At 73.1% G+C, this 23,141-nt stretch carries 20 protein-coding genes; 13 read left to right on the forward strand and 7 right to left on the reverse strand.

Annotation, left to right across the window (positions count from 1 at the left end; all coding sequences use genetic code 11):
• Positions 1-230: 230 nt before the first annotated feature.
• From leuS to holA, 5 genes are all read left to right on the forward strand, one after another.
• Positions 231-3,125, forward strand: coding sequence for a leucine--tRNA ligase (gene leuS / locus ACXJKA_RS12095; RefSeq protein WP_456825450.1), 2,895 nt, complete (start codon positions 231-233; stop codon positions 3,123-3,125).
• 38 nt (positions 3,126-3,163) lie between these two features.
• A complete protein-coding gene (locus ACXJKA_RS12100; protein ID WP_456825451.1) occupies positions 3,164-4,093 on the forward strand; it encodes a DegV family protein in 930 nt (309 codons plus the stop codon).
• Between the two features lie 998 nt (positions 4,094-5,091).
• Entirely contained in the window at positions 5,092-5,799 is a 708-nt protein-coding gene (locus tag ACXJKA_RS12105) for a ComEA family DNA-binding protein (protein WP_456825452.1), read from the forward strand.
• Positions 5,800-6,044: 245 nt separating this feature from the next.
• Positions 6,045-7,547: a ComEC/Rec2 family competence protein gene (locus tag ACXJKA_RS12110; protein ID WP_456825453.1), complete on the forward strand. Its 1,503-nt coding sequence runs from the start codon at positions 6,045-6,047 to the stop codon at positions 7,545-7,547.
• Between the two features lie 19 nt (positions 7,548-7,566).
• Positions 7,567-8,574, forward strand: a complete 1,008-nt coding sequence (gene holA / locus ACXJKA_RS12115) for a DNA polymerase III subunit delta (protein WP_456825454.1) — start codon at positions 7,567-7,569, stop codon at positions 8,572-8,574.
• Here the strand turns inward: holA and ACXJKA_RS12120 are convergent.
• Both ACXJKA_RS12120 and ACXJKA_RS12125 read right to left on the reverse strand, forming a co-directional pair.
• Positions 8,564-9,199, reverse strand: a complete 636-nt coding sequence (locus tag ACXJKA_RS12120; protein ID WP_456825455.1) for an EAL domain-containing protein — start codon at positions 9,197-9,199, stop codon at positions 8,564-8,566. The genes holA and ACXJKA_RS12120 overlap by 11 nt on opposite strands.
• An 87-nt stretch (positions 9,200-9,286) precedes the next feature.
• Entirely contained in the window at positions 9,287-10,015 is a 729-nt protein-coding gene (locus ACXJKA_RS12125) for an EAL and HDOD domain-containing protein (RefSeq protein ID WP_456825456.1), read from the reverse strand.
• A 215-nt stretch (positions 10,016-10,230) separates the two neighbouring features.
• Here ACXJKA_RS12125 and ACXJKA_RS12130 point away from each other — a divergent pair, with 215 nt between their 5' ends.
• Entirely contained in the window at positions 10,231-10,374 is a 144-nt protein-coding gene (locus tag ACXJKA_RS12130; RefSeq protein WP_456825457.1) for a hypothetical protein, read from the forward strand.
• A gap of 89 nt (positions 10,375-10,463) precedes the next feature.
• Positions 10,464-11,786 (forward strand): helix-turn-helix domain-containing protein, encoded by a 1,323-nt coding sequence (locus ACXJKA_RS12135; protein ID WP_456825458.1) that lies wholly within the window; start codon positions 10,464-10,466, stop codon positions 11,784-11,786.
• A gap of 164 nt (positions 11,787-11,950) precedes the next feature.
• Here ACXJKA_RS12135 and rpsT read toward each other — a convergent pair whose 3' ends face one another.
• Both rpsT and ACXJKA_RS12145 read right to left on the reverse strand, forming a co-directional pair.
• Positions 11,951-12,211 carry a 30S ribosomal protein S20 gene (rpsT, locus tag ACXJKA_RS12140; RefSeq protein ID WP_456825459.1) on the reverse strand — a complete coding sequence of 87 codons (261 nt, stop codon included), beginning with the start codon at positions 12,209-12,211 and terminating at the stop codon, positions 11,951-11,953.
• A 206-nt stretch (positions 12,212-12,417) separates the two neighbouring features.
• Positions 12,418-12,921 carry a type II toxin-antitoxin system PemK/MazF family toxin gene (locus tag ACXJKA_RS12145; RefSeq protein WP_456825460.1) on the reverse strand — a complete coding sequence of 168 codons (504 nt, stop codon included), beginning with the start codon at positions 12,919-12,921 and terminating at the stop codon, positions 12,418-12,420.
• 126 nt (positions 12,922-13,047) lie between these two features.
• Here ACXJKA_RS12145 and ACXJKA_RS12150 point away from each other — a divergent pair, with 126 nt between their 5' ends.
• Genes ACXJKA_RS12150 through ACXJKA_RS12160 form a run of 3 tightly spaced genes read left to right on the forward strand, consistent with a single transcriptional unit; the run spans position 13,048 to position 16,449 of the window.
• Positions 13,048-14,637, forward strand: coding sequence for a circularly permuted type 2 ATP-grasp protein (locus ACXJKA_RS12150; RefSeq protein ID WP_456825461.1), 1,590 nt, complete (start codon positions 13,048-13,050; stop codon positions 14,635-14,637).
• The gene (locus ACXJKA_RS12155) at positions 14,631-15,560 is read left to right on the forward strand and encodes an alpha-E domain-containing protein (RefSeq protein ID WP_456825462.1); all 930 of its coding nucleotides are present in this window, start codon (positions 14,631-14,633) and stop codon (positions 15,558-15,560) included. Before ACXJKA_RS12150 ends, ACXJKA_RS12155 begins: the two co-directional genes overlap by 7 nt.
• A 49-nt stretch (positions 15,561-15,609) precedes the next feature.
• On the forward strand, positions 15,610-16,449 hold the full coding sequence (locus ACXJKA_RS12160; RefSeq protein ID WP_456825463.1) for a transglutaminase family protein: 840 nt from the start codon (positions 15,610-15,612) through the stop codon (positions 16,447-16,449).
• A gap of 3 nt (positions 16,450-16,452) precedes the next feature.
• Here ACXJKA_RS12160 and ACXJKA_RS12165 read toward each other — a convergent pair whose 3' ends face one another.
• Positions 16,453-17,157, reverse strand: coding sequence for a maleylpyruvate isomerase family mycothiol-dependent enzyme (locus tag ACXJKA_RS12165; protein WP_456825464.1), 705 nt, complete (start codon positions 17,155-17,157; stop codon positions 16,453-16,455).
• Positions 17,158-17,263: 106 nt separating this feature from the next.
• On the opposite strand from ACXJKA_RS12165, the gene lepA reads away from it, so the two are divergent.
• Positions 17,264-19,144, forward strand: coding sequence for a translation elongation factor 4 (lepA, locus tag ACXJKA_RS12170; RefSeq protein WP_456825465.1), 1,881 nt, complete (start codon positions 17,264-17,266; stop codon positions 19,142-19,144).
• Entirely contained in the window at positions 19,141-20,364 is a 1,224-nt protein-coding gene (gene hemW, locus ACXJKA_RS12175; RefSeq protein WP_456825466.1) for a radical SAM family heme chaperone HemW, read from the forward strand. Before lepA ends, hemW begins: the two co-directional genes overlap by 4 nt.
• 3 nt (positions 20,365-20,367) lie before the next feature.
• Here the strand turns inward: hemW and ACXJKA_RS12180 are convergent, their stop codons facing one another.
• Positions 20,368-20,778 carry a DUF4870 domain-containing protein gene (locus tag ACXJKA_RS12180; RefSeq protein ID WP_456825467.1) on the reverse strand — a complete coding sequence of 137 codons (411 nt, stop codon included), beginning with the start codon at positions 20,776-20,778 and terminating at the stop codon, positions 20,368-20,370.
• 147 nt (positions 20,779-20,925) lie between these two features.
• Here ACXJKA_RS12180 and ACXJKA_RS12185 point away from each other — a divergent pair, with 147 nt between their 5' ends.
• Positions 20,926-22,134: a hypothetical protein gene (locus ACXJKA_RS12185; protein WP_456825468.1), complete on the forward strand. Its 1,209-nt coding sequence runs from the start codon at positions 20,926-20,928 to the stop codon at positions 22,132-22,134.
• Positions 22,135-22,179: 45 nt separating this feature from the next.
• On the opposite strand, the gene ACXJKA_RS12190 is transcribed toward ACXJKA_RS12185, so the two are convergent.
• Positions 22,180-23,037, reverse strand: coding sequence for a DUF3097 domain-containing protein (locus ACXJKA_RS12190; RefSeq protein ID WP_456825469.1), 858 nt, complete (start codon positions 23,035-23,037; stop codon positions 22,180-22,182).
• Positions 23,038-23,141 lie beyond the last annotated feature (104 nt).

Here is a 23,141-nt window from a genome sequence, read left to right on the forward strand (position 1 = left end):
CGGCCGCCGCCTCCGCGGCTGCCAGCGCCGCCGCAGCCGCCTGCGCCTTCGCCTCAGCCGCCTCGGCGGCGGCCTGCGCGGCGGCCGCGCGCAAGGCGGCGAGGTCKGCCGCGGACGAGCCGGAGGCCGACGCTGGCGTGCTGTCCGACATGTCCGGAGCATACGGCGGGGGAGCCGGCCGCACCCGGCCGGGGTGCGGGGGGAGCGCCACCGGTCGGTAAACTCGCCGGGTGACCTCGCAGGACGCCCCCGCCGCCATCCCGACCGCCTCCGACGACGTGCCTTTCCGCTACACGGCTGAGCTCGCGCGGGAGATCGAGCTGCGCTGGCAGGACGAGTGGGCGGACCGCGGCACCTTCTTCGCGGCCAACCCGTCGGGCGACCTCACCGACGGCGACGGGAACCACGCGGACGCCGCGCAGCCCGCGTTCTTCGTGATGGACATGTTCCCGTACCCCTCGGGCGCGGGGCTGCACATCGGGCACCCGCTCGGCTACATCGCCACCGACGTCGTCGGCCGGTTCCGCCGCATGCAGGGCGACAACGTGCTGCACGCGCTGGCGTTCGACGCGTTCGGCCTGCCCGCCGAGCAGTACGCGGTGCAGACGGGCCAGCACCCGCGGACCACCACCGAGGCGAACATCGAGATCATGCAGCGCCAGCTGCGCCGGCTGGGCCTGGCCCACGACCCGCGCCGCACGTTCGCGACGATCGACCCGGGCTACGTGCGCTGGACGCAGTGGATCTTCCTGCAGATCTTCGACTCCTGGTACGACGAGACGGCGCCGCGTCCGGACGGCGGCGTCGGCCGTGCGCGCCCGATCGCGGAGCTGGTGGCCGAGTACGACGCGGGGCGGCGCGGGTCGGAGTGGGCGGGCCTGGACGAGGTCGCTCGCCGGCGCGTGCTCGACACGCACCGGCTGGCGTACGTCTCCGAGACGCCGGTCAACTGGTGCCCGGGCCTGGGCACGGTGCTGGCCAACGAGGAGGTCACCTCCGACGGCCGCTCCGAGCGCGGCAACTTCCCGGTGTTCCAGCGCAGCCTGCGCCAGTGGAACATGCGGATCACCGCCTACGCCGACCGCCTCATCGACGACCTCGAGCACATCGACTGGCCCGACAAGGTCAAGGCGATGCAGCGCAACTGGATCGGCCGCTCGTCGGGTGCCCGCGTGCGCTTCGCCGTGCAGGGCGGCGACCAGGTCGAGGTGTTCACCACCCGACCGGACACGCTGTTCGGCGCGACGTTCGTCGTCGTCGCCCCCGAGCACCCGCTCCTGGACGAGGTGCCGACAGCCTGGCCCGACGGCACGAAGGACGTGTGGACGGGCGGCCACCGCAGCCCGGCCGACGCCGTCGCGTCCTACCGTGCCGAGACGGCCTCCAAGACCGCGGTCGAGCGGCAGGCCGACGCCGGCCGCAAGACCGGCGTGTTCACCGGCCACCTGGCGCAGAACCCCGTGAACGGCGAGCTGCTGCCCGTCTTCACCGCCGACTACGTCCTCATGGGTTACGGCACCGGCGCGATCATGGCGGTGCCGGGCGGCGACGAGCGCGACTTCGCGTTCGCGCAGGCGTTCGACCTGCCCGTCGTCTACACGATCGACGCCCCCGAGGGCACGGAGCCCGGCGCGCGCACCGGCGACGGCGTCGCGATCAACTCGTCGAACGACGAGGTGAGCCTGGACGGGCTTCCGGTCGCCGACGCCAAGGCGGCGATCACCGACTGGCTGACCGCGAAGGGCGTCGGCGAGGGCACCATCACGTACCGCCTGCGCGACTGGCTGTTCAGCCGCCAGCGCTACTGGGGCGAGCCGTTCCCGATCGTCTACGACGAGCACGACCTGCCGCTCGCCGTCCCGGAGTCGGCCCTGCCGGTGAACCTGCCCGACGTGCCGGACTACTCGCCGCGCACGTTCGACGCGGACGACGCGCACTCCACCCCCGAGCCGCCCCTGGGCCGCAACGAGGACTGGGTCCACGTCACGCTCGACCTGGGCGACGGCCCGAAGCAGTACCGCCGCGACACCAACACGATGCCCAACTGGGCGGGGTCGTGCTGGTACTACCTGCGCTACCTCGACCCGACCAACGACACCGCCCTGGTGGACCCGGCGCTCGAGCAGTACTGGATAGGCCCGGGCCACGGCGAGCAGAAGCCGGACTCCGTCGGCGGCGTCGACCTGTACGTCGGCGGCGTCGAGCACGCGGTCCTGCACCTGCTGTACGCGCGGTTCTGGCACAAGGTCCTGCACGACCTGGGCCACCTCTCCAGTGGCGAGCCGTTCCACAAGCTGTTCAACCAGGGCTACATCCAGGCGTACGCGTACACCGACGCGCGGGGTACCTACGTCGAGGCGGCCGAGGTGGTCGAGGACGCCGGCGTGCCGTCGGGATACTCGTGGAAGGGCAAGGAGGTGTTCCGCGAGTACGGCAAGATCGGCAAGTCGCTGAAGAACGCCATCTCGCCCGACCAGATGTACGCCGACTACGGCGCCGACACGCTGCGGGTCTACGAGATGTCGATGGGCCCGCTCGACCTGTCCCGCCCGTGGGAGACGCGCGCGGTCGTCGGCTCGCAGCGCTTCCTCCAGCGGCTGTGGCGCAACGTCGTCGACGAGACCACCGGCGCGACCGTGGTCTCCGACGAGGCGCCGTCGCAGGAGACCCTGCGGGTGCTGCACCGGGCGATCGCGGACACGACGGCGGACATGTCGGCCATGCGCGTCAACACCGCGATCTCGCGCCTCATCGTGCTGAACAACCACCTCACCACCTTGCCGACGACGCCCCGCGCCGCCGTCGAGGCACTCGTGCTCATGACCGCGCCGGTCGCCCCGCACGTGGCGGAGGAGCTGTGGTCGCGCCTGGGCCACGAGCGCTCTCTGGCGCACGAGCCGTTCCCGGTCGCGGACCCCGCCTACCTGGTGGAGGACACGGTCACGTGCATCTTCCAGGTGCAGGGCAAGGTGCGCGGCCGCGCCGAGGTCGCCCCGGACATCTCCGACGACGACCTGCGCGAGCTGGCGCTGGCCGACGTGGGCGTGCAGCGCGCGCTCGACGGCCGTGGCATCCGGACTGTCGTCGTCCGGGCACCCAAGCTCGTCAACGTCGTCCCGGCCTGATCGCCGTGCCCGTCCGCCGTCGGCCCGAGCAGCCGTCGGTGGCGATCGTCACCGACTCGACCGCGTCGCTGCCGGAGGGGGCCGCCGAGCGGTGGGGCGTCGGCGTGGTGCCGCTTGACGTGGTCGTCGACGGCGAGCGGCACGTCGAGGGCGTCGACCTGTCACCGCAGTCCCTGCTCGCCGCGCTGACCAAGGGCGTGACGGTCACGACGTCGCAGCCTCCGCCCGCCGCGTTCGCGTCCGCGTACGAGCGCGCCGCCGCGTCGGGAGCCCGCGAGATCGTCTCGATCCACCTGTCCGGCGAGCTGTCGGGCACGGTCCGTGCAGCTCGGCTCGCCGCCGAGTCGTCGTCCGTCCCCGTGCACGTCGTCGACTCCGGCGTCGTCGCGATGGCGTTGGGCTTCGCCGTGCTCGACGCAGCCCGCTTCTCCGCCGGACCGGAGGTCGCCGTCACCGCCGCTCCCGCGACCGGCCCGCTGGCGGCCGCCCGAGCCTGGTGGCACGCCCGCGCCTTGCCCGAGGCAAGACTCCCGTCCGGTGGAGAGGTCGCCGAGCACGCGCGCACGGTCGCGGCGTCGACGCGGGTCTGGTTCCTGGTCGACTCGCTCGACCACCTCCGACGCGGCGGGCGACTGAGCGTGCCGGCGACCGCGATCGGCATCGTGCTCGGGCTGCGTCCGATCCTCACGCTGCACGCCGGTGGCATCGACGTCCTCGAGAAGGTGCGCACCCGTCGGGCCGCTCGCGACCGTCTGGTGGCCCTCGCCGTCGCCGACGTCGCCCGACGCTCGTCCGCGCGCGTCGCCGTGCACCACCTCGGGCAGCCCGAGCTCGCGGAAGCCCTCGCCGCCGAGGTCGTCGCGGCGGCCGGCGACCGGCTGGTCGAGACCGCGGTCTGCGAGTCCAGCGCCGTCCTGGCCGCCCACGCCGGACCCGGCCTGCTCGCGATCGTCGTCGCCGACGCCTGAACGCGCGCTCACCCGATCGGCCCGATCGATTCGACGCGCGATCGACCCGCGCGGTCGAGTCGCGATCGCCCCGCGCTGTCGACTAGACCGATCGACTCGCCCGATCGACCCGCCCGATCGACTCGGCCGATCGACCCGCCCGATCGACTCGGCCGATCGACCCGCGCGATCGACTCGCCCGATCGACCCGCGCGATCGACTCGCCCGATCGACCCTCCGAGCGAGCCGCCCACAGCCCCCGGGTCCAGGCCGACGGGCTGTGCCGCGCCCACTAAGCCCCGGCCGCGATGGGCCCGCGACCGTAGGTTCTGCGGGTGCCACGCCGTGACCGCGACCTCGCCCCGGGCTCCCGGCTGACCGCGCTCACCACGCCCCGCCGACCGCCCCGGACCCGAGCGTTCGCGCCGCCGCCGAACGCCCCGGCCACGTCCCCGGACGAACGGCTCCCGCCGGGCTGGACGCCCGAGCCATCGGCCCACACGACCGGGAGTCCGGCCCCGCCGAGCAGTCCCGTGCCGGCCCCACCGGTGTGGTCCTCGATAGTGCCCCCGCCTGCATCGACCCCCGCCCCGTCGACCCCGCACTCTCCCGCGCCCACGTCGACCCCGCCGACACCAACGATGACGGCGGCCGCCCTGCCGACCCCGAGCGCGCGGTCAACGCCCACATCGGTCACGACCACCGCGCCGACGTGGACCACGACGACGGCCACCTCACCACCCAGCGCTCCGCCAACGACCCCGATGACGTCGAGCGTGTCGATGGCGACCCCGCCGACGCCGATCGCGCCGACAGAGACCCTGGCTTTGCCAATCGCGCGGACGGCGACCCAGCTGACGCCAAGCACCCCGACAACGATCCCGACAGCGCCAAGCCCGACGACGTCCCCGCCGGTGCCAACCCCGCCGACACCAAGCCCGACGACGTCCCCGCCGACGCGAAGCCCGTCGACGTCCCCGCCGACACCAACGATGCCGCCGCCCTCGCCGATCCCGAGCGTGCCACCGACGACAGCACCGGCACGGACTACCCGGGCGCTGGAGCTGGCCGCCGCTGGCTACGTCGAGTCGCACGGCGATCCGCTCGTCGGCTCGTCTCGCCCTCGCCGCCGCCTGCGGTGGTCCCTCTCGTGGCGCCTGGCCGCGGCGGCCGGCACCGTGCTGCTGCTGGTGGGCGGAGCGGTCGCGCTGCGCGCCGTCTCGCTGACACCGGGCCCCGCGGTGTCGCTGCCCGACCCGGTGCCGAGCGGTCCCACCGCCCCGGCCACGGCTCCGACCGGTCAGGTCGTGGTGGACGTGGTCGGTGCCGTGGCAGCGCCGTCCGTGGTGCGCCTGGCCGCGGGCTCCCGTGTCGTCGATGCGCTGGCTGCCGCGGGCGGTGCCACGGCCGAGGCCCACCTGGGTGCGCTCAACCTCGCGCGGGTGCTCGTCGACGGCGAGCAGATCGTGGTGCCGGCTGTGGGCGACCAGTCCGCCGTTGCCGCGCCGGGATCGGCGGGCGCGCCGGCGACCGGCGACGACCGCGTCGACCTCAACGCCGCGGACGCCGCCGCGCTCGATGCGGTGCCAGGGATCGGCCCCGTGCTCGCCGGCCGGATCGTCGCGCACCGCGAGGACGGCCCGTTCACGAGCGTCGACGAGCTTGCCGATGTCGCAGGCATCGGGCCGACCCTGCTCGACCGCCTCCGCGACCTGGTCCGCGTGTGACCCGGCACCGGACCGCGCGGGTCGACAGCTGCCACCCTGCAGCCGCCGAGCACGTCGCGCCTCCGGTCGACGACGAACACCTGCCCGGCGGAGCGCCGACGCCCGACCATGGCATGCCGCCGTCGCCGGGCCCGGGCGCGACACCGGCGCCCGGCCACGGACTGGAACCGACACCCAGATACCCGCCACCGACTCCAGACCTCGGCGCACCCATCGACGACAGCGACCCGCCGCTCACCGTCGACGTGCGACTGCTCCCGGCCGCCGTGGCCTCGTGGCTCGCCGCGCTCGCCGTGGTGCGGCTGCCGCCCGCGACGGCGCTGACCTGCGGCCTCGCAGTACTTGGCCTCGCGTTCACCGGCCTCGTGAACGCCGCGCGGCGTGGACCTGGCGACCGGCGCCTCGAAGCGCCGCGCGGGGCTCGTGCCCTCGTGCCGACACTCTGCCTCGCCCTGGCCGCAGGCGCGGTCATGCTCTGCGCCGGCTCGGCCCAGACGTCCGCGCGAGCTCACGGGCTGCTGCCCGAGCTCGCCCGGCACGAGCTGGTCGGCCGAGTCGAGGGTGTGGTCGTCGAGGATCCGACCGTCCTGCCGCCCGGCTGGCCCGGTGCCCCGGCACGCGTCCGGTGCGTCATCGCCGCCGACGCCGTCTCCGCGCGTGGGCGCTCGTCGGGTGCCGCGGGTCGGGTGCTCGTGCTCGGACCGGCGAGCTGGGCGGAGGCACCGTACGGCGCGCGGGTCTCGGCGACGGGGAGCGTGCGCCCGGGCGAAGCCGGGAGCCGGGTCGTGGCGGTGGTCCTGACCGGCGCCGCGCCCGACGTGGTCTCGCCCCCTCCGCCGTGGCAGGCATCGGCCTCGAGCCTGCGCGACGGCGTGCGTGCGCTCGCCGCGACGCTGCCGGGCGATGCCGGCGCGCTGCTGCCGGGGGTGAGCGTGGGGGACACGCGTGCGATCCCCGACGAGCTCGCGGCGGCGATGCGGACGGCCGGCCTGACGCACGTGACCGCGGTCTCCGGCGCGCACTTCTCGCTCGTCGCCGCGCTGGTGCTCGCCCTCGCGTCGGCGGTCGGTCCGCCTCGCGCCGGGCGCGCCGCCGTGACCGTCGCCGCGATGGCCGCGATGGTCCTCCTCGTCCACCCCTCGCCGAGCGTGCTGCGCGCGGCGGTGATGGGTCTCGTCGCCGTGCTCGGTGTGCTGGTCGGTCGCCCGCACCGCGCGCCCGCCGCGCTGTCGGCGACGGTCGTGCTGCTCCTCGTCGTCGACCCGTGGCTGGCCGCCGAGCTCGGCTTCGTCCTCTCAGTGCTCGCCACCGGGGGCTTGGTGCTGGTGGGTGGACCTCTGGCGGAGCGCTGGTCGCCGAGGTGCGGACGCCCGCTCGCGACCGCGCTGGCCTTGCCGGTCGCGGCACAGCTCGTGTGCGCGCCCGCGATCCTCGCGGCGACGCCGACGGTCGCGCTGTACGCCGTCCCGGCGAACATGCTGGTGGCTCCGGCCCTCGCGCCGGCCACGGTGCTGGGGCTCGCCGCGGCCTGCACGGCGGGGTGGTGGGGCGCCGGTGCGCACGTGCTCGCGCTCGGTTCGGGCGCGGCCTGCTGGTGGATCGGTGCCGTCGCGCGGGCGGCCGCCGCCGCACCGGGCGCCCAGGTGGCGTGGCTTCCGGGGTGGGCCGGCGTCGTGGTGCTCTCCGTCGCGGGTGCGTGCACGCTGCGCCTCGTCGTGGTCCGCGGCGCTGCGTCGCGACGTCAGTGACGTCTGGCAGGCTGAGCCCGTGCCTCCCGCCTCCCGCCGCCCAGCCGCCCGCACCGCGGGCATCTCGTGGGAGGCCGTCGAGCTCGCTCCCGTCCTGCTGGTCAGCGGGGCCGAGGGTCTGCTCGCGGACCGCGCCGTCGATCGCGTGGTGTCGCTCGCCCGTGCCGCCGACGCCGGCGTGGAGGTCACGCGCCTGGACGCCACCGACTACACGGTCGGCACCCTCGGGGTGGTCACCAGCCCGAGCCTGTTCGCGGAGGACAAGGTGGTCGTCGTCGACGGCCTCGAGCGTGCGACGGACGACCTGCTCAGCGACGTGACCGAGTACATCACCGCCCCGCCTGCCGACGTCGTGCTGGTGCTCCGGCACGGTGGGGGTCAGCGCGGCAAGAAGCTGCTCGACGCCCTGCGCTCCACCGGAGTGCCGACGGTGGCGTGCGACGTGATCAAGTCGGACGGCGACAAGAGCGCCTTCGTCACCGCGGAGCTGCGCCGGGCCGGCCGCCGGGCCGACGCGCAGGCCGTCCGGGCGCTCGTCGACGCGGTCGGCAGCGACCTGCGCGAGCTCGCGGCGTCGTGCGCGCAGCTGGTCGCCGACACGACCGGACTGATCGGCCCGGAGGCCGTCGAGCGGTACTACGGCGGGCGCATCGAGGCGACAGGCTTCCGCGTCGCGGACGCTGCCGTGGCCGGTCAGGCCGGACAGGCCGTGGCGCTCCTGCGGCACGCCCTGGCCACCGGGGTGGACCCGGTCCCCGTCGTCGCCGCCCTGGCCGCCAAGCTGCGGGTGCTCGCCAAGGTCGCGGCGGTCCGCGGGCGGGGTGCCGGTGCGGTGCGGGACCTCGGCCTCGCGCCGTGGCAGACGGACCGCGCGATGTCTGACCTGCGCCGCTGGACGCCCGAGGGACTGGCCAGCGCCATCGCGGCGGTCGCGCAGGCCGACGCCGAGGTCAAGGGCGAGGGCCGCGACCCGCAGTTCGCCGTCGAGCGCGCCGTCCTGCGCGTCGCCGGGGCCGTCAGACCCTGACGGTCACGTCGAGGGTGACGGCCGGGCCGAGCTCGTCACCCTGCAGCAGCTCGAACCCGAGGCCGCGGCACTCCGCGACGAGCCCGGCGTCGGAGACGCGCTCCGCGACGAGCGTCGCCCCGTGCTGACGGGCGATCTGCACCAGACCGTCGCCGAGTCGGTGGACGTCGCGGCAGTCGATCTTGACGAAGTCGGCCCAGGGCATCATCGCCACCTGGTCTGGCTCCGCGGCGAAGTCGTCGATCGCGATCCGGTACCCGCGCGACTTGAGGCGCTCGAGCCCGGCGAGCACGGCGTCGTCGGCCGTGACGGACTCGACGACCTCGAGCACGAGCCGGCCGGCGTGAGCCGGCAGCGGCCGGTCGTCGACCAGGAAGGAGCGGGTGATGTTGACGAACGCGAACGTGCTGCTGAGGGGAGGGCCGTCACCGAAGAGGACGTCGAGCACGGAGGCCGTCGCCACGTCCTGGCGGTCGGAGCCCCATCGGTCGACCTGGGCGGGTAATCCGTCGCGTGACCGGTAGAGGAACTCGTTGCCGTACAGCCGACCGCCCGCGGTCCAGATGGGCTGGCGCGCGATGGGGAGCCGAGCGGGTACGGCGGGGGAGACGGACGGCACGGTCACACCGGATGAGAGTCATCTGCAGCGGCGCTATGACGCCGTTCACCCGTTCGGACCAAGCGAGTGTGACCGGGCCGACAGGCGACCGAGCTACAGGCTGACGCGGCGTGCTCCTGCACGGTCGAGGACGCCGGCACGCTCGAGCAGGTTGCCCTGGAACAGGGTGAAGCCCAGGTCGCGCGCGTGGCGCAGGGTGTCCGCGCTCTCCACGTACTCGGCGACGAGGAGCGCGCCGTGCGACCGCGCGAGGTGCACGACAGGCGGACCCTCGACATCCAGGTCCCGGACGTCGATCTTGACGAAGTCGGCGTGCGGGAGGAGCCGACGCTGGTTCGGGCTGCTGACGAACGCCGGGATCGCGATCCGGAAGCCCTCCTCGCGCAGGCGTCGGACGCCCGCGAGGACCGCCGAGTCGACGGTGACCGCGTCGTTGATCTCGATGACGAGGCGGTCCGGGCGACGGGGGATGGGCAGGTCGCCGACGAGATAGGCGCGCGGGCAGCGGACGAACAAGAGTCGGCCGTGCGCGACATGCTCGAGATCAGCGCGCCCGAACGTCGCGCCGAGGACGTGTGCGGTGGCACGCTCGTGCTGGTAGGAGTTCCACGACATCGCCGTCGCAGTGTGCTGATCCGGCGACCGGAAGGAGAGCTGGTACGCGAACGGCCGGCCGTGGTCGGAGAAGATCCCCTGCCGCGCGACCAGGACGGGCTCGTGCGAGATCCGCTGCGCCCATTCCTGGCGGAGGGCAGGGGGGATGGCGTCGTCCACCGCGGCTGCGAGGTAAGCGAGCCGCCCGTCCGCGTCATCCGGTGTCATGGCATCTATGACACCACAACTTCAGCGCTGTGAACCGCGCCGCGCGGGTGGAATTCTGTACACCTGCCCGACTCCCCTGCTCACAGGGCGGCGGATAGGGGAACATTCACCCATTCAGTGGCGGACCCACCCGATTCGGAAGACGTCGGGCCCGCCACACGTCATCATGGGCACCACCTCGGATCGCCCGATGACCGTCGAAGGAGAAACTCACGATGTCCAGAGCGCTCAAGACCGCACTCGTCGTCCTCACTGTCCTCGGGTCCCTGGCGCTGTCGCCGGGCGCCGCGCTGGCGGACGGCGCAGGGGTGAGCCCGACCACCGGTGGCGCCAGCGGCTGCTGCCGGACGATCGACTGACCGTTCACTCGGGTGCGCCGCAGAGGCACAGACTTACGCCTCTGCGGGGGTGGTGCATCCGGGGGTCGTCACACATACAATGACTGACCATGACCACGATTGCTGACCGGGTTCGCGAGGCCCGGCTCGCTGCGGGGCTGTCCCAGACCGCGCTTGCGGGCTCTGCCTTCTCTCCCAGCTACATCTCTCTGATCGAGGCGGGTCATCGGGAACCGACCGACTCCGCGCTCGCCGTGCTGGCCACCCGCCTGGGCACGACTCTCGAGTACCTGAAGCACGGCGAAGACGGCCCCAACGAGGCGCGGACGCGTCTCGAGATCGACTACGCCAAGCTCGACATGACCCAGGGCGACGCCGCCGGGGCACGCCGCCGGCTGGAGGCGCTCGACCTCGAGATCGTCTCCCCGTCGGTCCGCGTGGAGGCCTTGACCACGTTGGCGCACGCGTTCGAGGTTCTGGGCGACCTCGAGGCGTCGGTGGCGATCCTCGAGCCGCTGCTGGCGGACTCCCGCGCGCGGACGCACCATGTCGAGTCCGCCAAGCTGGCCAACGCGCTCGTCGCCTCCTACCTCGAGGCCGGTGATCTGCACCGCAGCGTGGAGGTCGGGGAGCGGACGCTCGCGGACCTCGAGTCGGCGGACCTGACCGGGACCGACGAGCACCTGCGGCTCGCGTCGACCGTGCTGTGGGCGTACGTCGAGCGCGGCGACCTGCTCTACGCCACCCACCGGGCGGCCGAGCTGGTCCGGCTGGCCGAGTCTCTCGGCACACCCCGCGGTCGCGGGAGCGTCTACTGGAACGCGGCCCTCGTCGCGGAGCAGCGCCGCGACTACGAGCTCGCCCAGCGGTACACCGAGCGCGCGCTCGCCCTGCTCTCCGAGGGAGAGGCGGATCGCGACCTGCCCCGACTGCGGCTCAACTACGCGTGGCTCCTGCTGCGCTCCGACCCGGTGGACCCGCGGGCGGCCCTCGACCAGATCGAGCGCGCCGCGCCGGAGCTGGCGGTCATCGGTTCCGAGCTCGACCTCTCGCGCATCGACGTCGAGAGCTCGCGCGCCCACCTGCTGCTCGGTGACGTCGACGCTGCGGAGCGGTTCGCGGACGCGGCCCTCGAGCGGTTGGGCGCCCCGCCGCGCCTGGAGACGGCGTTCGCGCAGCTCTCGCGGGGCGACGCGCTCCACGCGCGCGGTGACACCGAGGGTTCGGCTCGGGCGTACGAGTCGGCCGCGGACCTGCTCGGCATGATGTCCGCCTCCCGGCAGTCCGCGTCCGCGTGGCGCGACCTGGGAGACCGCTACGCGATGCACGGCGACAGCGCGGCGGCCGCGCAGGCGTACGACCGTGCGCTGCGCGAGGCAGGCTTCCGTCCCACGATCCCGCTGAGCACCTGGGAGACCTGGTCGCTGACCTGATCGGGCCGGAGAGCAGCGAAGGCGTCACCCCGCAGGGGGGTGACGCCTTCACTGTGTGCGGGGCAGGACGCGAACGCACTGAAGACGTCACCCCGGACGGGGTGACGCCTTCAACGTCGGGCTGCTGGCGGTCACGGCAGGGCCGTGACCCGCTCAGAGATGCTTCAGAGTGCGCCGACCGACTTCGCCAGCGCCGACTTCTTGTTGGCGGCCTGGTTCTCGTGGATGACGCCCTTCGAGACGGCCTTGTCGAGCTTGCGCGACGCCTCGATCAGGGCGACCGACGCGGCGTCCTTGTCGCCACCGGCGACGGCCTCACGGACGCGACGGATGTGCGTCTTGAGCTCGGACTTCACCGACTTGTTGCGCAGACGCGCCTTCTCGTTGGTGGTGATGCGCTTGATCTGGGACTTGATGTTGGCCACGTGTGGACTCTCTTGTGCGTTCGCCGAAGCGATCTGACAGGTCTAGAGGGCGCGCACAGCTCCGGGACATGGGCGTGGGGATACCCGCGGAGAGGAACTGGGCTTGTGCCCGCCGACCCGGGCGGACACGCGAATAGCCATGTTAGCAGGCAGGAGGCCTGACGCCGAACCCCGTGATCGGACTCACGCAGCGGCTCCGCCGACGCTCACCATCCGTGCGTCTCGCGCAGCGCCGCAGCGACTCGGTCGAACAACGCGCGGTCCACGACGGCTCCCTCGCGGCGGAACGCGGTCGGGTGCAGGCGAAGGACTCGGTCGAGGCGGACCTCGCTGGGTCGTCGCTGCGAGTCCCACGCGCCCGAGCCGATGTCCATCCAGACCCGACCGCGCCGTGCCTCGAGCGCCGCGTCGCGGGAGTGGTCCTTGCTGGTGAGCATGAGGCCGAGCACGTTCGCCCCGTCGCGGCCGATCACCAGGACCGGTCGATCCTTGCCCTGCTTCGGGTCGTCCTCGAACGGGACCCAACCCCAGACGATCTCGCCCGGATCGGCGTCGCCGTCCCGTCGCGGGGCGTACTCGAGCCGCACCGTCCCCCGGTGGTCGGGGAGGGTCACGCGCGTCGGCGCGGGTGCGGGCGGCTTCCCGGTGAGCCGGGCGAAGGCGTCGCGGAACGATCGGCGGAGGCGGGCCCAGCCCGAGGTCGTGCTCACGCGCCGACGGTACCGGTGCGCGCGTCGGTCCAGGTGGGGGAACTCGTCGAGGGCGGGACGGGGATCGACTGGTCGAGGACCGGATCCGTAACGCAGCGTTATCACCGGGCGGATACTGTCCGGATCATGGCGGACCTGTTCGACGACTACCCGACCGGACCCGCGTGGGACGAGATGATCGATCCCGACGGCGGAGGCTCGCGCGCGGCCTACAAGGGCCTGCACCGTGCGCTCGCCCAGCTGAGCGCCGGTGAGCTCAAGGCGCGGGCGGAGACGCTCGCGCGGTCGTACCTCGCGCAGGGGGTCACCTTCGACTTCGCCGGCGAGGAGCGACCGTTCCCGCTGGACGTCGTGCCCCGCGTGCTCGCGGGCGACGAGTGGGAGCACGTGGCTCCCGGGGTCGCCCAGCGGGTCCGCGCCCTCGAGGCGTTCCTGGCGGACGTGTACGGCCCCCAGCGAGCCATCGCCGACGGGGTGATCCCGCGCAGCGTCGTCGTCTCGTCGACCAACTTTCTGCGCGCGGCGCGGGGCATCAACCCGCCGAACGGCGTCCGCGTGCACGTGTCGGGCATCGACCTGGTCCGCGACAGCCTGGGCGGGTGGCGGGTCCTCGAGGACAACGTCCGCGTGCCCAGCGGCGTGAGCTACGTGCTCTCCAACCGGCGGGCGATGGCGCAGACGTTCCCCGAGCTGTTCGCCGCGCTGCGCATCCGACCGGTGGCCGACTACCCGCGCCGGCTGCTCGCCGCCCTCACCGCGGCAGCGCCGTCCGGGGTCGACGAGCCGACGGTCGTCGTGCTCACGCCGGGCGTCTTCAACAGCGCCTACTACGAGCACTCGCTGCTCGCCCGGATGATGGGCGTCGAGCTCGTCGAGGGGCGTGACCTGTTCTGCGCGGGCGGGCGCGTCTGGATGCGCACGACGCAGGGTCGGCGCCGGGTCGACGTCATCTACCGGCGCGTCGACGACGACTACCTGGACCCGGTCATCTTCCGGAACGACTCGTTCCTGGGCAGCCCCGGGCTCATGACGTGCGCGCGCAACGGCACGGTCACCATCGCGAACGCGGTCGGCAACGGGGTCGCCGACGACAAGCTCGTCTACACCTACGTGCCCGACCTCATCCGGTACTACCTGAGCGAGCAGCCGATCCTGCGCAACGTCGACACCTGGCGGCTGGAGGAGCCGGACGCCCTCGAGGAGGTGCTCGACCGGCTCGACGAGCTCGTGGTCAAGCCGGTGGACGGCTCGGGCGGCAAGGGCCTGGTCGTCGGCCCCAAGGCCTCGGCGTCCGAGCTGGCCGCGCTCAGGGTTCGGCTGCGGGACGACCCGCGCGGCTGGATCGCGCAGCCGGTGGTGCAGCTGTCCACGGTGCCGACGCTCATCGACGACAAGCTGCGGCCGCGGCACACCGACCTGCGGCCGTTCGCCGTCAACGACGGGGAGTCGGTCTTCGTGCTCCCCGGCGGCCTGACCCGGGTCGCGCTCCCCGAGGGTGAGCTCGTGGTCAACTCGTCGCAGGGCGGCGGGTCCAAGGACACGTGGGTGCTCGGCGGGGCCGTGCCGCGTCGTGCGGTCCGGCACGAGTCGGACAGCCCGCAGGCCGTCCCGCAGGACGCGGCGGTGCCGATCGAGTCCAACCCCAACGACGTGCGCGCGCAGGTCATGCAGCAGCAACAGACTCTCTCGTTCCCCGCCGGAGGTGCCCCGTGCTGAGCCGCATCGCGGAGTCGCTGTTCTGGATCGGTCGCTACGTGGAGCGGGCGGACGACACCGCCCGCCTGCTCGACGTGCACGTGCAGATCCTGCTCGAGGACCCGTGGGCCGAAGAGGACCTCGCCTGCCGGTCGCTGCTGTCCGTCATGGACCGCACCCCGCCGCCCGCGCACGTCGAGGTCGGCCGCGAGTACGTGCTCGACATGCTGGCCTACGACCGGTTCGCGCCGTCCTCCATCGCGGGCTCGCTGGTGTCTGCGCGGGAGAACGCCCGCCGGGCTCGCGAGACCATCTCGACCGAGCTCTGGGAGAGCCTCAACGCGACGTGGAACCAGCTGCCGTCGCACATGCGCCCCGCGCGGCCGCACGACTACTTCACCTGGGTCCGTGAGCGTGCCGCGGTGGTCGCGGGCATCACCGACTCGGCGACGTCGCGCGACGACACGTGGAACTTCATGGTGCTGGGACGGTCCATCGAGCGGGCCGACATGACCGCGCGCCTGCTGACCACCCGGGCGCTGGCGGGCTCGGCCGGCCCGAGCTGGACGACCCTGCTGCGGTCGTGCGGCGCGCACGAGGCGTTCCTGCGCATGTACCGCGGTGCTGCGTCCGACGAGCGCGCCGCCGGGTTCCTGCTGACGGACCAGCTGTTCCCGCGCTCGATCGTGTTCGCGCTGAACCAGGCGGAGGCCTGCCTGGCTGCCCTCGAGGGGACGTCCGACAGGGCGGCCGTCGACGACGCTCGGCGGCACATCGGATACGTGCGCACCAACCTCGAGTACCGCCCGCTGATCGAGGTGCTCGACAAGCTCCCGAAGGAGATGGAACGGGTGCAGCGCGCGTGCTCGGCGGCCTCGGACGCGATCCGCGGCCGGTACTTCCCGAGCGGGTCGGCGACGCACTGGGTGGGGGAGGCACTGTGAGCGGGCCGGAGGGCCGGGTCGCCCGCAGGCCGGCGAACGAGGAGGCACTGTGAGCAGGTTGCGGGTCGTGCACCAGTCGACGTTCCGGTACGGCAGCGCCGTGCTGGCGTCGTACAACGAGGCGCGCATGACGCCGATCTCGCAGCACGGTCAGACGGTGCTGGAGACGAAGCTCGACGTGCAGCCGCACACCGGCTGGCACGAGTACCGCGACTACTGGGGGACCGCGGTCACCGCGTTCGAGGTGCTCGCGCCGCACGAGTCAATGGTCGTGACCGCCGAGCACCTGGTCGAGGTGGCCGAGCGGGGACCGCTGCGGTCGCCGGCGGGGTGGGACACCCTGCGCGGCGTCGAGCTGCGGGACCGGCTGGCGGAGTTCCTCACCGACACGCCGACGACGGCGCCGCCCGAGGACGTGGTCGAGCTGACCCGCCGGGTCGCGGCCGACCTCGAGCCGGCCGACGCGGCGCTCGCGGTGGCCTCCGCCCTGCGCGACGAGATCGAGTACATCCCCGGCGTCACGACGGTGCACACGCCGGCCTCGGAGGCGTGGACCGCACGGGCGGGCGTCTGCCAGGACATCGCGCACCTGGTCACCGGCGCGCTGCGCTCGATCGGCATCCCCGCCCGCTACGTGTCGGGCTACCTGCACCCCGACTCGGAGGCGGAGCTGGGCAGCACGGTGCTCGGCGACTCGCACGCCTGGGTCGAGTGGTGGGTGGGCGAGTGGTTCGCCTTCGACGTGACCAACCGCGTGATCGCGGGGGACCACCACGTCGTGCTCGCGCGTGGTCGGTCGTACGACGACGTGCCCCCGCTGCGGGGCATCTACGCGGGCGCCGGGACGCAGGAGGCCGAGGTGCAGGTCCGTATCACCCGCGAGGCCTGAGGCTCACGGGGTCAGGCGGCGGCCGAGGGCGTCGATCAGCGCCTCGGCGTCGCCGGACACCGCCAGCCGCTCGTCGTCGGGCGACACGCGTCCCCAGAGCAGGAGGGCGAGGGCGTCCGCGGGTCCGGTGACGGTCACGGAGGGGCGGGGGACGGTCGGCGCGCCGAGCAGCCAGCTGCGCTCGGCGTCGTCCGCGACCAGCTCGATCGGAGCCTCCAGCGGCTCCATCCGGCCCATCCGCTCCTGCCGCGGCTGCATGACCGTGACGACCTCGTCGACGGTGTCCGCCCACAGCGCGGGATCGGTCGTGAGCTCGAGGCCGCCGGCGGTGCGCAGGTCCCACAGGTGCACGAGCGTCTCGTGGGTCTGCCGGCGGTGCCAGAACGAGGCCGGGCCGTCGCCGACGAGCGTCCACGCGTGGGCGTCGGGCCCGAGGGCCGTCAGCGTGTCGCGCAGCTCGGCCGCGCACGTCGCGTACAGGTCCTCGAGCACGAACGGGCCGCGGCCCAGCGGTGTCTCCTGCCGCCGGCTCGCCTGGCCGGCCGCCCAGTGGTGGATGCGCGCGAGGTGGACGACGAGGTCCCGCACGCGCCAGCGCCCGCACCAGGGCACGCGGGTGGTCGGGTCGACGTGGGGGATCGTCGCGAGGAACTGGTCCTGGAGGTCGCCCAGCGTCTCGAGCGGGGTGAGAACACGGCTGGCCGTCATGGGACCATGGTGGGACCGACCACCGACAGCCGACAGGCTGGCAAGGGTCACCGTTCGTCGGGAAGCCGCCATCGCGTGCCCGACTCCAGCGCCAGGAGCAGTCCGCTTGTCCCCGATCCCGAGTGCAGCCGCCGCGTCGCGCATCCACCCCGCGGCGACCACGCCCGACCTGCTGCGCAACTTCTGCATCATCGCGCACATCGACCACGGCAAGTCCACGCTGGCCGACCGCATGCTGCAGCTCACCGGCGTCGTCGACTCGCGGGCCATGCGCGCGCAGTACCTCGACCGGATGGACATCGAGCGCGAGCGCGGGATCACCATCAAGTCGCAGGCCGTGCGCATGCCGTGGGGCGTGGACGATAAGGCGTTCGCCCTGAACATGATCGACACGCCCGGCCACGTCGACTTCACCTACGAGGTCTCGCGCTCCCTGGCCGCCTGCGAGGGTGCCGTGCTGCTGGTGGACGCCGCGCAGGGCATCGAGGCGCAGACGCTGGCCAACCTCTACCTGGCGCTCGAGAACGACCTGACGATCATCCCGGTGCTCAACAAGATCGACCTTCCGGCCGCGCAGCCCGAGAAGTACGCGGAGGAGCTCGCCAAGCTCATCGGCGGCGAGCCCGAGGACTGCCTGCGGGTGTCCGGCAAGACCGGCGAGGGCGTCGTGGAGCTGCTCGACCGCATCGTCGAGCTCGTGCCGCCGCCCACCGGGGACGCGGACGCCCCCGCTCGCGCGATGATCTTCGACTCCGTCTACGACACCTACCGCGGCGTCGTCACCTACGTCCGCGTGATCGACGGCAACCTCAACCCGCGCGAGAAGATCGTCATGATGTCGACGCGCGCGACCCACGAGCTGCTCGAGATCGGCGTCATCTCCCCGGAGCCCGTGCCCACCAAGGGACTCGGCGTCGGCGAGGTCGGTTACCTGATCACCGGCGTGAAGGACGTGCGCCAGTCGAAGGTCGGCGACACGGTCACCAACGCGAGCAAGCCCGCCGCGGAGGCGCTGGGCGGGTACTCCGACCCCAAGCCGATGGTGTTCTCGGGCCTCTACCCCATCGACGGGACCGACTACCCGATCCTGCGGGACGCCCTGGACAAGCTGAAGCTGAACGACGCCGCGCTGAACTACGAGCCGGAGACGTCGGTCGCCCTCGGCTTCGGGTTCCGCGTCGGCTTCCTCGGCCTGCTGCACCTCGAGATCATCCGGGAGCGGCTCGAGCGCGAGTTCGACCTCGACCTCATCTCGACCGCGCCGAACGTGGTCTACGAAGTCACGCTCGAGGACAAGACCGTGGTGACGGTGACGAACCCGAGCGAGTTCCCCAGCGGGAAGATCGGCGACGTGCACGAGCCGATGGTCAAGGGCACGATCCTGGCGCCCAGCGAGTTCATCGGCGCGATCATGGAGCTCTGCCAGACCAAGCGCGGTGAGCTGCAGGGCATGGACTACCTGTCCGAGGACCGCGTCGAGCTGCGCTACGTGCTGCCGATGGCCGAGATCGTCTTCGACTTCTTCGACCAGCTGAAGTCCAAGACACGCGGCTACGCGAGCCTCGACTACGAGCGCATCGGCGACCAGGTGGCCGACCTGGTGAAGGTCGACATCCTGCTGCAGGGCGAGACGGTCGACGCGTTCAGCGCGATCGTGCACAAGGACAAGGCCTACGCGTACGGCGTGATGATGACGGCCAAGCTCAAGGACCTCATCCCGCGCCAGCAGTTCGAGGTGCCCATCCAGGCCGCCATCGGCGCCCGGATCATCGCGCGCGAGACCATCCGGGCCATCCGCAAGGACGTCCTGGCCAAGTGCTACGGCGGCGACATCACCCGCAAGCGCAAGCTCCTCGAGAAGCAGAAGGAGGGCAAGAAGCGCATGAAGACGATCGGTCGGGTCGACGTGCCGCAGGAGGCCTTCATCGCCGCGCTCTCGAGCGAGCCCGCGGGGTCGGCCGGCGGCAAGGACGCGAAGAAGAAGTGAGCCCGGCTCTCCCCGAGGGAGACGTCGCCCCCGACGACGGCGCGTTGCCCGCGTCGGTCCTCGAGGGTGCCGACGAGCGCGCGTTCGGCGTCTACCTGCACGTGCCGTTCTGCACCGTGCGCTGCGGGTACTGCGACTTCAACACGTACACCGCGACCGAGCTCGGTGGCGGCGCGAGCCAGCGCGCGTACGCGGACACGGCGTTGCGGGAGATCGAGCTGGCGCGCGCCGTGCTGGCTGACCTCCCGCCGCGCCCGGTGAGCACCGTGTTCGTCGGCGGCGGGACACCGACCGTCCTGGCCGTCCCGGACCTGGCCCGCATGCTGGGCGGCGTCCGTGAGGGGTGGGGCCTTGCCGACGACGTCGAGGTGACCACCGAGGCGAATCCCGACTCGGTGACGCCGGAGTCGCTGGTCGCCCTGGCGGAGGCGGGGTTCACCCGCGTCTCCTTCGGCATGCAGTCGGCCGTGCCGCACGTGCTGGCCACGCTCGACCGCACGCACGACCCCCGGCGGATCCCGGACGTGGTGCGCTGGGCCCGCGAGGCCGGCCTGGCTGTCTCGCTCGACCTCATCTACGGCACGCCGGGGGAGTCGCTCGACGACTGGCGCACCAGCGTCGAGTCGGCGCTGGAGACGGGCGTCGACCACGTGTCCGCCTACGCGCTCGTGGTCGAGGCCGGAACCCGGATGGCGGTCCAGGTGCGCCGCGGAGAGCTCGAGCTGCCTGACGGTGACGACCAGGCCGCCAAGTACGAGCTGGCCGACGACCTGTTCGAGGCCGCCGGGCTCGGCTGGTACGAGGTGAGCAACTGGGCGCGCACGCCCGCCGACGCCTGCCGGCACAACCTCAGCTACTGGCGGGGCGACGACTGGTGGGGGATCGGCCCCGGGGCGCACAGCCACGTCGGAGGGGTGCGCTGGTGGAACGTGAAGCACCCCCGGGCGTACGCCGACCGGCTCGAGCGCGGCCTGAGCCCCGCGGCGGGCCGGGAGACGGTCACCGGGGAGGGTGCCGTGCTGGAACGCCTGATGCTCGGCGTCCGGCTGGCATCGGGGCTCCCGCTCGACGCGCTGCCCACCGAGGCGCGCCCGTCGGTGGCCGGGCTGGTCGCGGACGGGCTGGTCGACGGGCATGCCGCGACCGGTGGACGTCGGATCGTGCTCACCAGGCGCGGCCGGCTGCTCGCCGACGCCGTCGTCCGGACGCTCGTCGGCTGACGGTCAGCGCACCAGCTCGAGGCTGAACGGGTACCGGTAGGAGCCGCCGCGCTGGACGGCGAGCGCCGCGAGGATGCTCACGACGAGGCTGATGATGCCCAGCGCGATGAATCCGAGCCAGCCGACGACCCCGATCACCGGGATCGCCCGCACGATCGCGCAGACGACCAAGCCGACGAGGACCGTCAGCTGGAAGTTGAGCGCGACCCGTGCCTCGTCCGCGGCGCCGCCACCCTTCTCCCGGTTGACCAGCCAGATCACCAGCGCGGCCAGCCAGCCGACCCAGAAGTACGCGAGGATCCCGCCGAGGTGCGCGAGCATGCCCAGCGAGCGCGTCTGGTCCGCGCCGTGCGGCGGCGGGGTCTCGTGGTGCTCGTACGACATCGTGGCTCGCTCCTCGTCAGGGGTCGTCATCGTGACGGCACCGCGCAGCCTACCGACGGGCGGGTCGTGACGTCCTCCGTTCCGACATGCCCGGAAAGCGCGGTTCCTTGACATGCGACCGCCGCCTTCGGTTCGCTGGCGTGGGCGACGACCGCCCTGTGACCAGGGAGGCCACGCATGAGCGAGAACCCCGGCGGTACCCCGCCGCGTGACGACGACCCCGCGAAGCCCGCTGAACCGGTCGTTCCCGAGACGCCGGCCGAACCGCCCGCGGCACCCGACCCCGTCGAGAAGGCCGCCCCCGTACCGCCGGCTCCCGAGCCCGAGCCCGCGCCGCCCGCAGCTCCTCCGGCACCCGAGCCCGCCCCGCCGGCTGTTCCTCCGGCACCACCCGCCCCGCCCGTCGCACCACCCGCCCCGCCCGTCGCTCCGCCTGCGCCGCCTGCTCCGCCGTCCTACGGCCAGCCGCCCGCCGGGGCATACCCGCCGCCGCCCCCGTCCGGCTACGGCCAGCCGCCCGCCGGCGCCTATCCGCCCCCTCCGGCGCCGGGCTACGGCCAGCCGCCCGCCGGGGGATACCCGCCCCAGGGCTCGCCCTACGGTCAGCCGGCTCCGGGCGCCTATCCACCTGCGGCGCCTGTCTACGGTCAGGCACCCCCGGGCGCGTACCCGCCGCCGGCCGGCGGCTACGGCCCCCCGGTCCAGGCGTCGCCCATCGGCGAGTCCTTCTCCTACGGGTGGCGGAAGTTCACGAGCCACGGCGGCCTGTTCATCGGGGCGGCGCTCGTGTGGTTCGTCGTCGCGGCCGTCGTGTTCACGGTCGTGGCGCTGATCTTCGGCGGCTTCGCCTCGCTGTTCGACCCGAACGGCCGCGGGATGGGCAGCGGCATGGGCATCGGACTGTCGTTCGGGCTGATCGTGTTCTACGCCGCGGTCGCGCTCATCGGCTACCTCATCCAGGCCGCGTTCATCCGGGCTGCGCTGACCGTGACCGAGGGCCGCGAGCTGTCCTTCGGCGACTTCTTCAAGTTCGTCGACGCCGGACCGATCGTCCTCACCGCGCTGCTGCTCACAGCGATCGGCGTGGTGCTCAACCTCATCCCGTTCTTCGGCGGGCTGGTGTCTCTCGTCGTGAACTTCCTGCTGCTGTTCACGTTCTGGTTCGTGATCGACAAGCACCTGACGCCCGTCGACGCGATCAAGGCGAGCTACCAGCTCATCACCGCGAACCTGTCGACGACGATCCTGTTCTACCTGCTCAGCCTGGTGATCCTGTTCGCCGGCGCGATCTTGTGCGGCATCGGGCTGCTCGTGGCGGTGCCCGTGGTGCTCGTCGCGACGGCGTTCCTGTTCAAGCGGTTGCTGGGCGACCCGATCGCCGCCTGACCCGACAGACGGTGCCCGGCCACCCGCGAGAGTGGCCGGGCACGGTCACGCCGTGACGAAGTCGATGAGCTCCTCCACGCGACCCAGGAGGCTCGGCTCGAGGTCGGCGTAGCTGCCCACGGAGCGCAGGATGCGCTGCCAGGCGCGGGCGACGTCGGCCTGCTCGTCGGCGGGCCAGCCCAGCTCCCGCAGGATGCCGTGCTTCCACTCCGTGCCGCGCTCGATGACCGGCCACGCGGACAGCCCCAAGCGCTCGGGGCGGACGGCCTGCCACACGTCGACGTAGGGGTGGCCGAGGACGAGCACGGAGCCGGCGGGCGTCCCCCGGACCGCCTCGGCCGCGATCCGGCTCTCCTTCGACCCGGCGACGAGGTGGTCGACGAGGACGCCGACGCGGCGGCCCGGTCCCGGGGAGAAGTCGCGGAGGGCGTCCGCGAGGTTGTCGACGCCGTCGAGGAGCTCGACCACGACACCCTCCAGCCGCAGGTCGTCACCCCAGACCTTCTCCACCAGCTCCGCGTCGTGCTTGCCCTCGACCCAGATCCGGCTGCCGCGGGCGACGCGGGCGCGGGCGTCGTGCACCGCGACCGAGCCCGACGCGGTGCGGGTGGGGCGCACGGGCGCGGCAGCGCGGACCGGGGCCGTCAGCGCCACCGGCTCGCCGTCGAGCCAGAAGCCCCGGCCCAGCGGGAAGGTGCGGGTGCGGCCGCGCCGGTCCTCGAGCACGACCACGTGCTGGCCGCCCGACTTCTCGACCCGGACGACGGCGCCGACCCATCCCGTGGTGACCTCCTCGACGACCAGGCCGGTCTCGGCGGGCTGCGGGCGGCTGGTGCGGGCGGGCCGGTGGTGCGTCGAGGCGGAGCCCCCGAGCACGTCCGAGCCGTAGCGGTCGTCGTTCACCCGGGCAGCCTAGGTGCGGGCGCGAGCGGTGCGGTCGAGGCGCGCAGCGGCCGCCCCGTGGGTGTCGGCTCCGCGGCGTAGCATTGGCACTCCCGTGCGCGGAG

The organism is Cellulomonas sp. P5_E12 (genome assembly GCF_054049315.1).

Excerpts from the sequence above, each read along its gene's own strand:
- ACXJKA_RS12150 (WP_456825461.1), top strand. The coding sequence starts at position 13,048 with ATGGCGGACCTGTTCGACGACTACCCGACCGGACCCGCGTGGGACGAG.
- ACXJKA_RS12125 (WP_456825456.1), bottom strand. The coding sequence starts at position 10,015 with ATGACACCGGATGACGCGGACGGGCGGCTCGCTTACCTCGCAGCCGCG.
- ACXJKA_RS12130 (WP_456825457.1), top strand. The coding sequence starts at position 10,231 with ATGTCCAGAGCGCTCAAGACCGCACTCGTCGTCCTCACTGTCCTCGGG.
- ACXJKA_RS12180 (WP_456825467.1), bottom strand. The coding sequence starts at position 20,778 with ATGACGACCCCTGACGAGGAGCGAGCCACGATGTCGTACGAGCACCAC.
- ACXJKA_RS12135 (WP_456825458.1), top strand. The coding sequence starts at position 10,464 with ATGACCACGATTGCTGACCGGGTTCGCGAGGCCCGGCTCGCTGCGGGG.
- ACXJKA_RS12185 (WP_456825468.1), top strand. The coding sequence starts at position 20,926 with ATGAGCGAGAACCCCGGCGGTACCCCGCCGCGTGACGACGACCCCGCG.
- ACXJKA_RS12165 (WP_456825464.1), bottom strand. The coding sequence starts at position 17,157 with ATGACGGCCAGCCGTGTTCTCACCCCGCTCGAGACGCTGGGCGACCTC.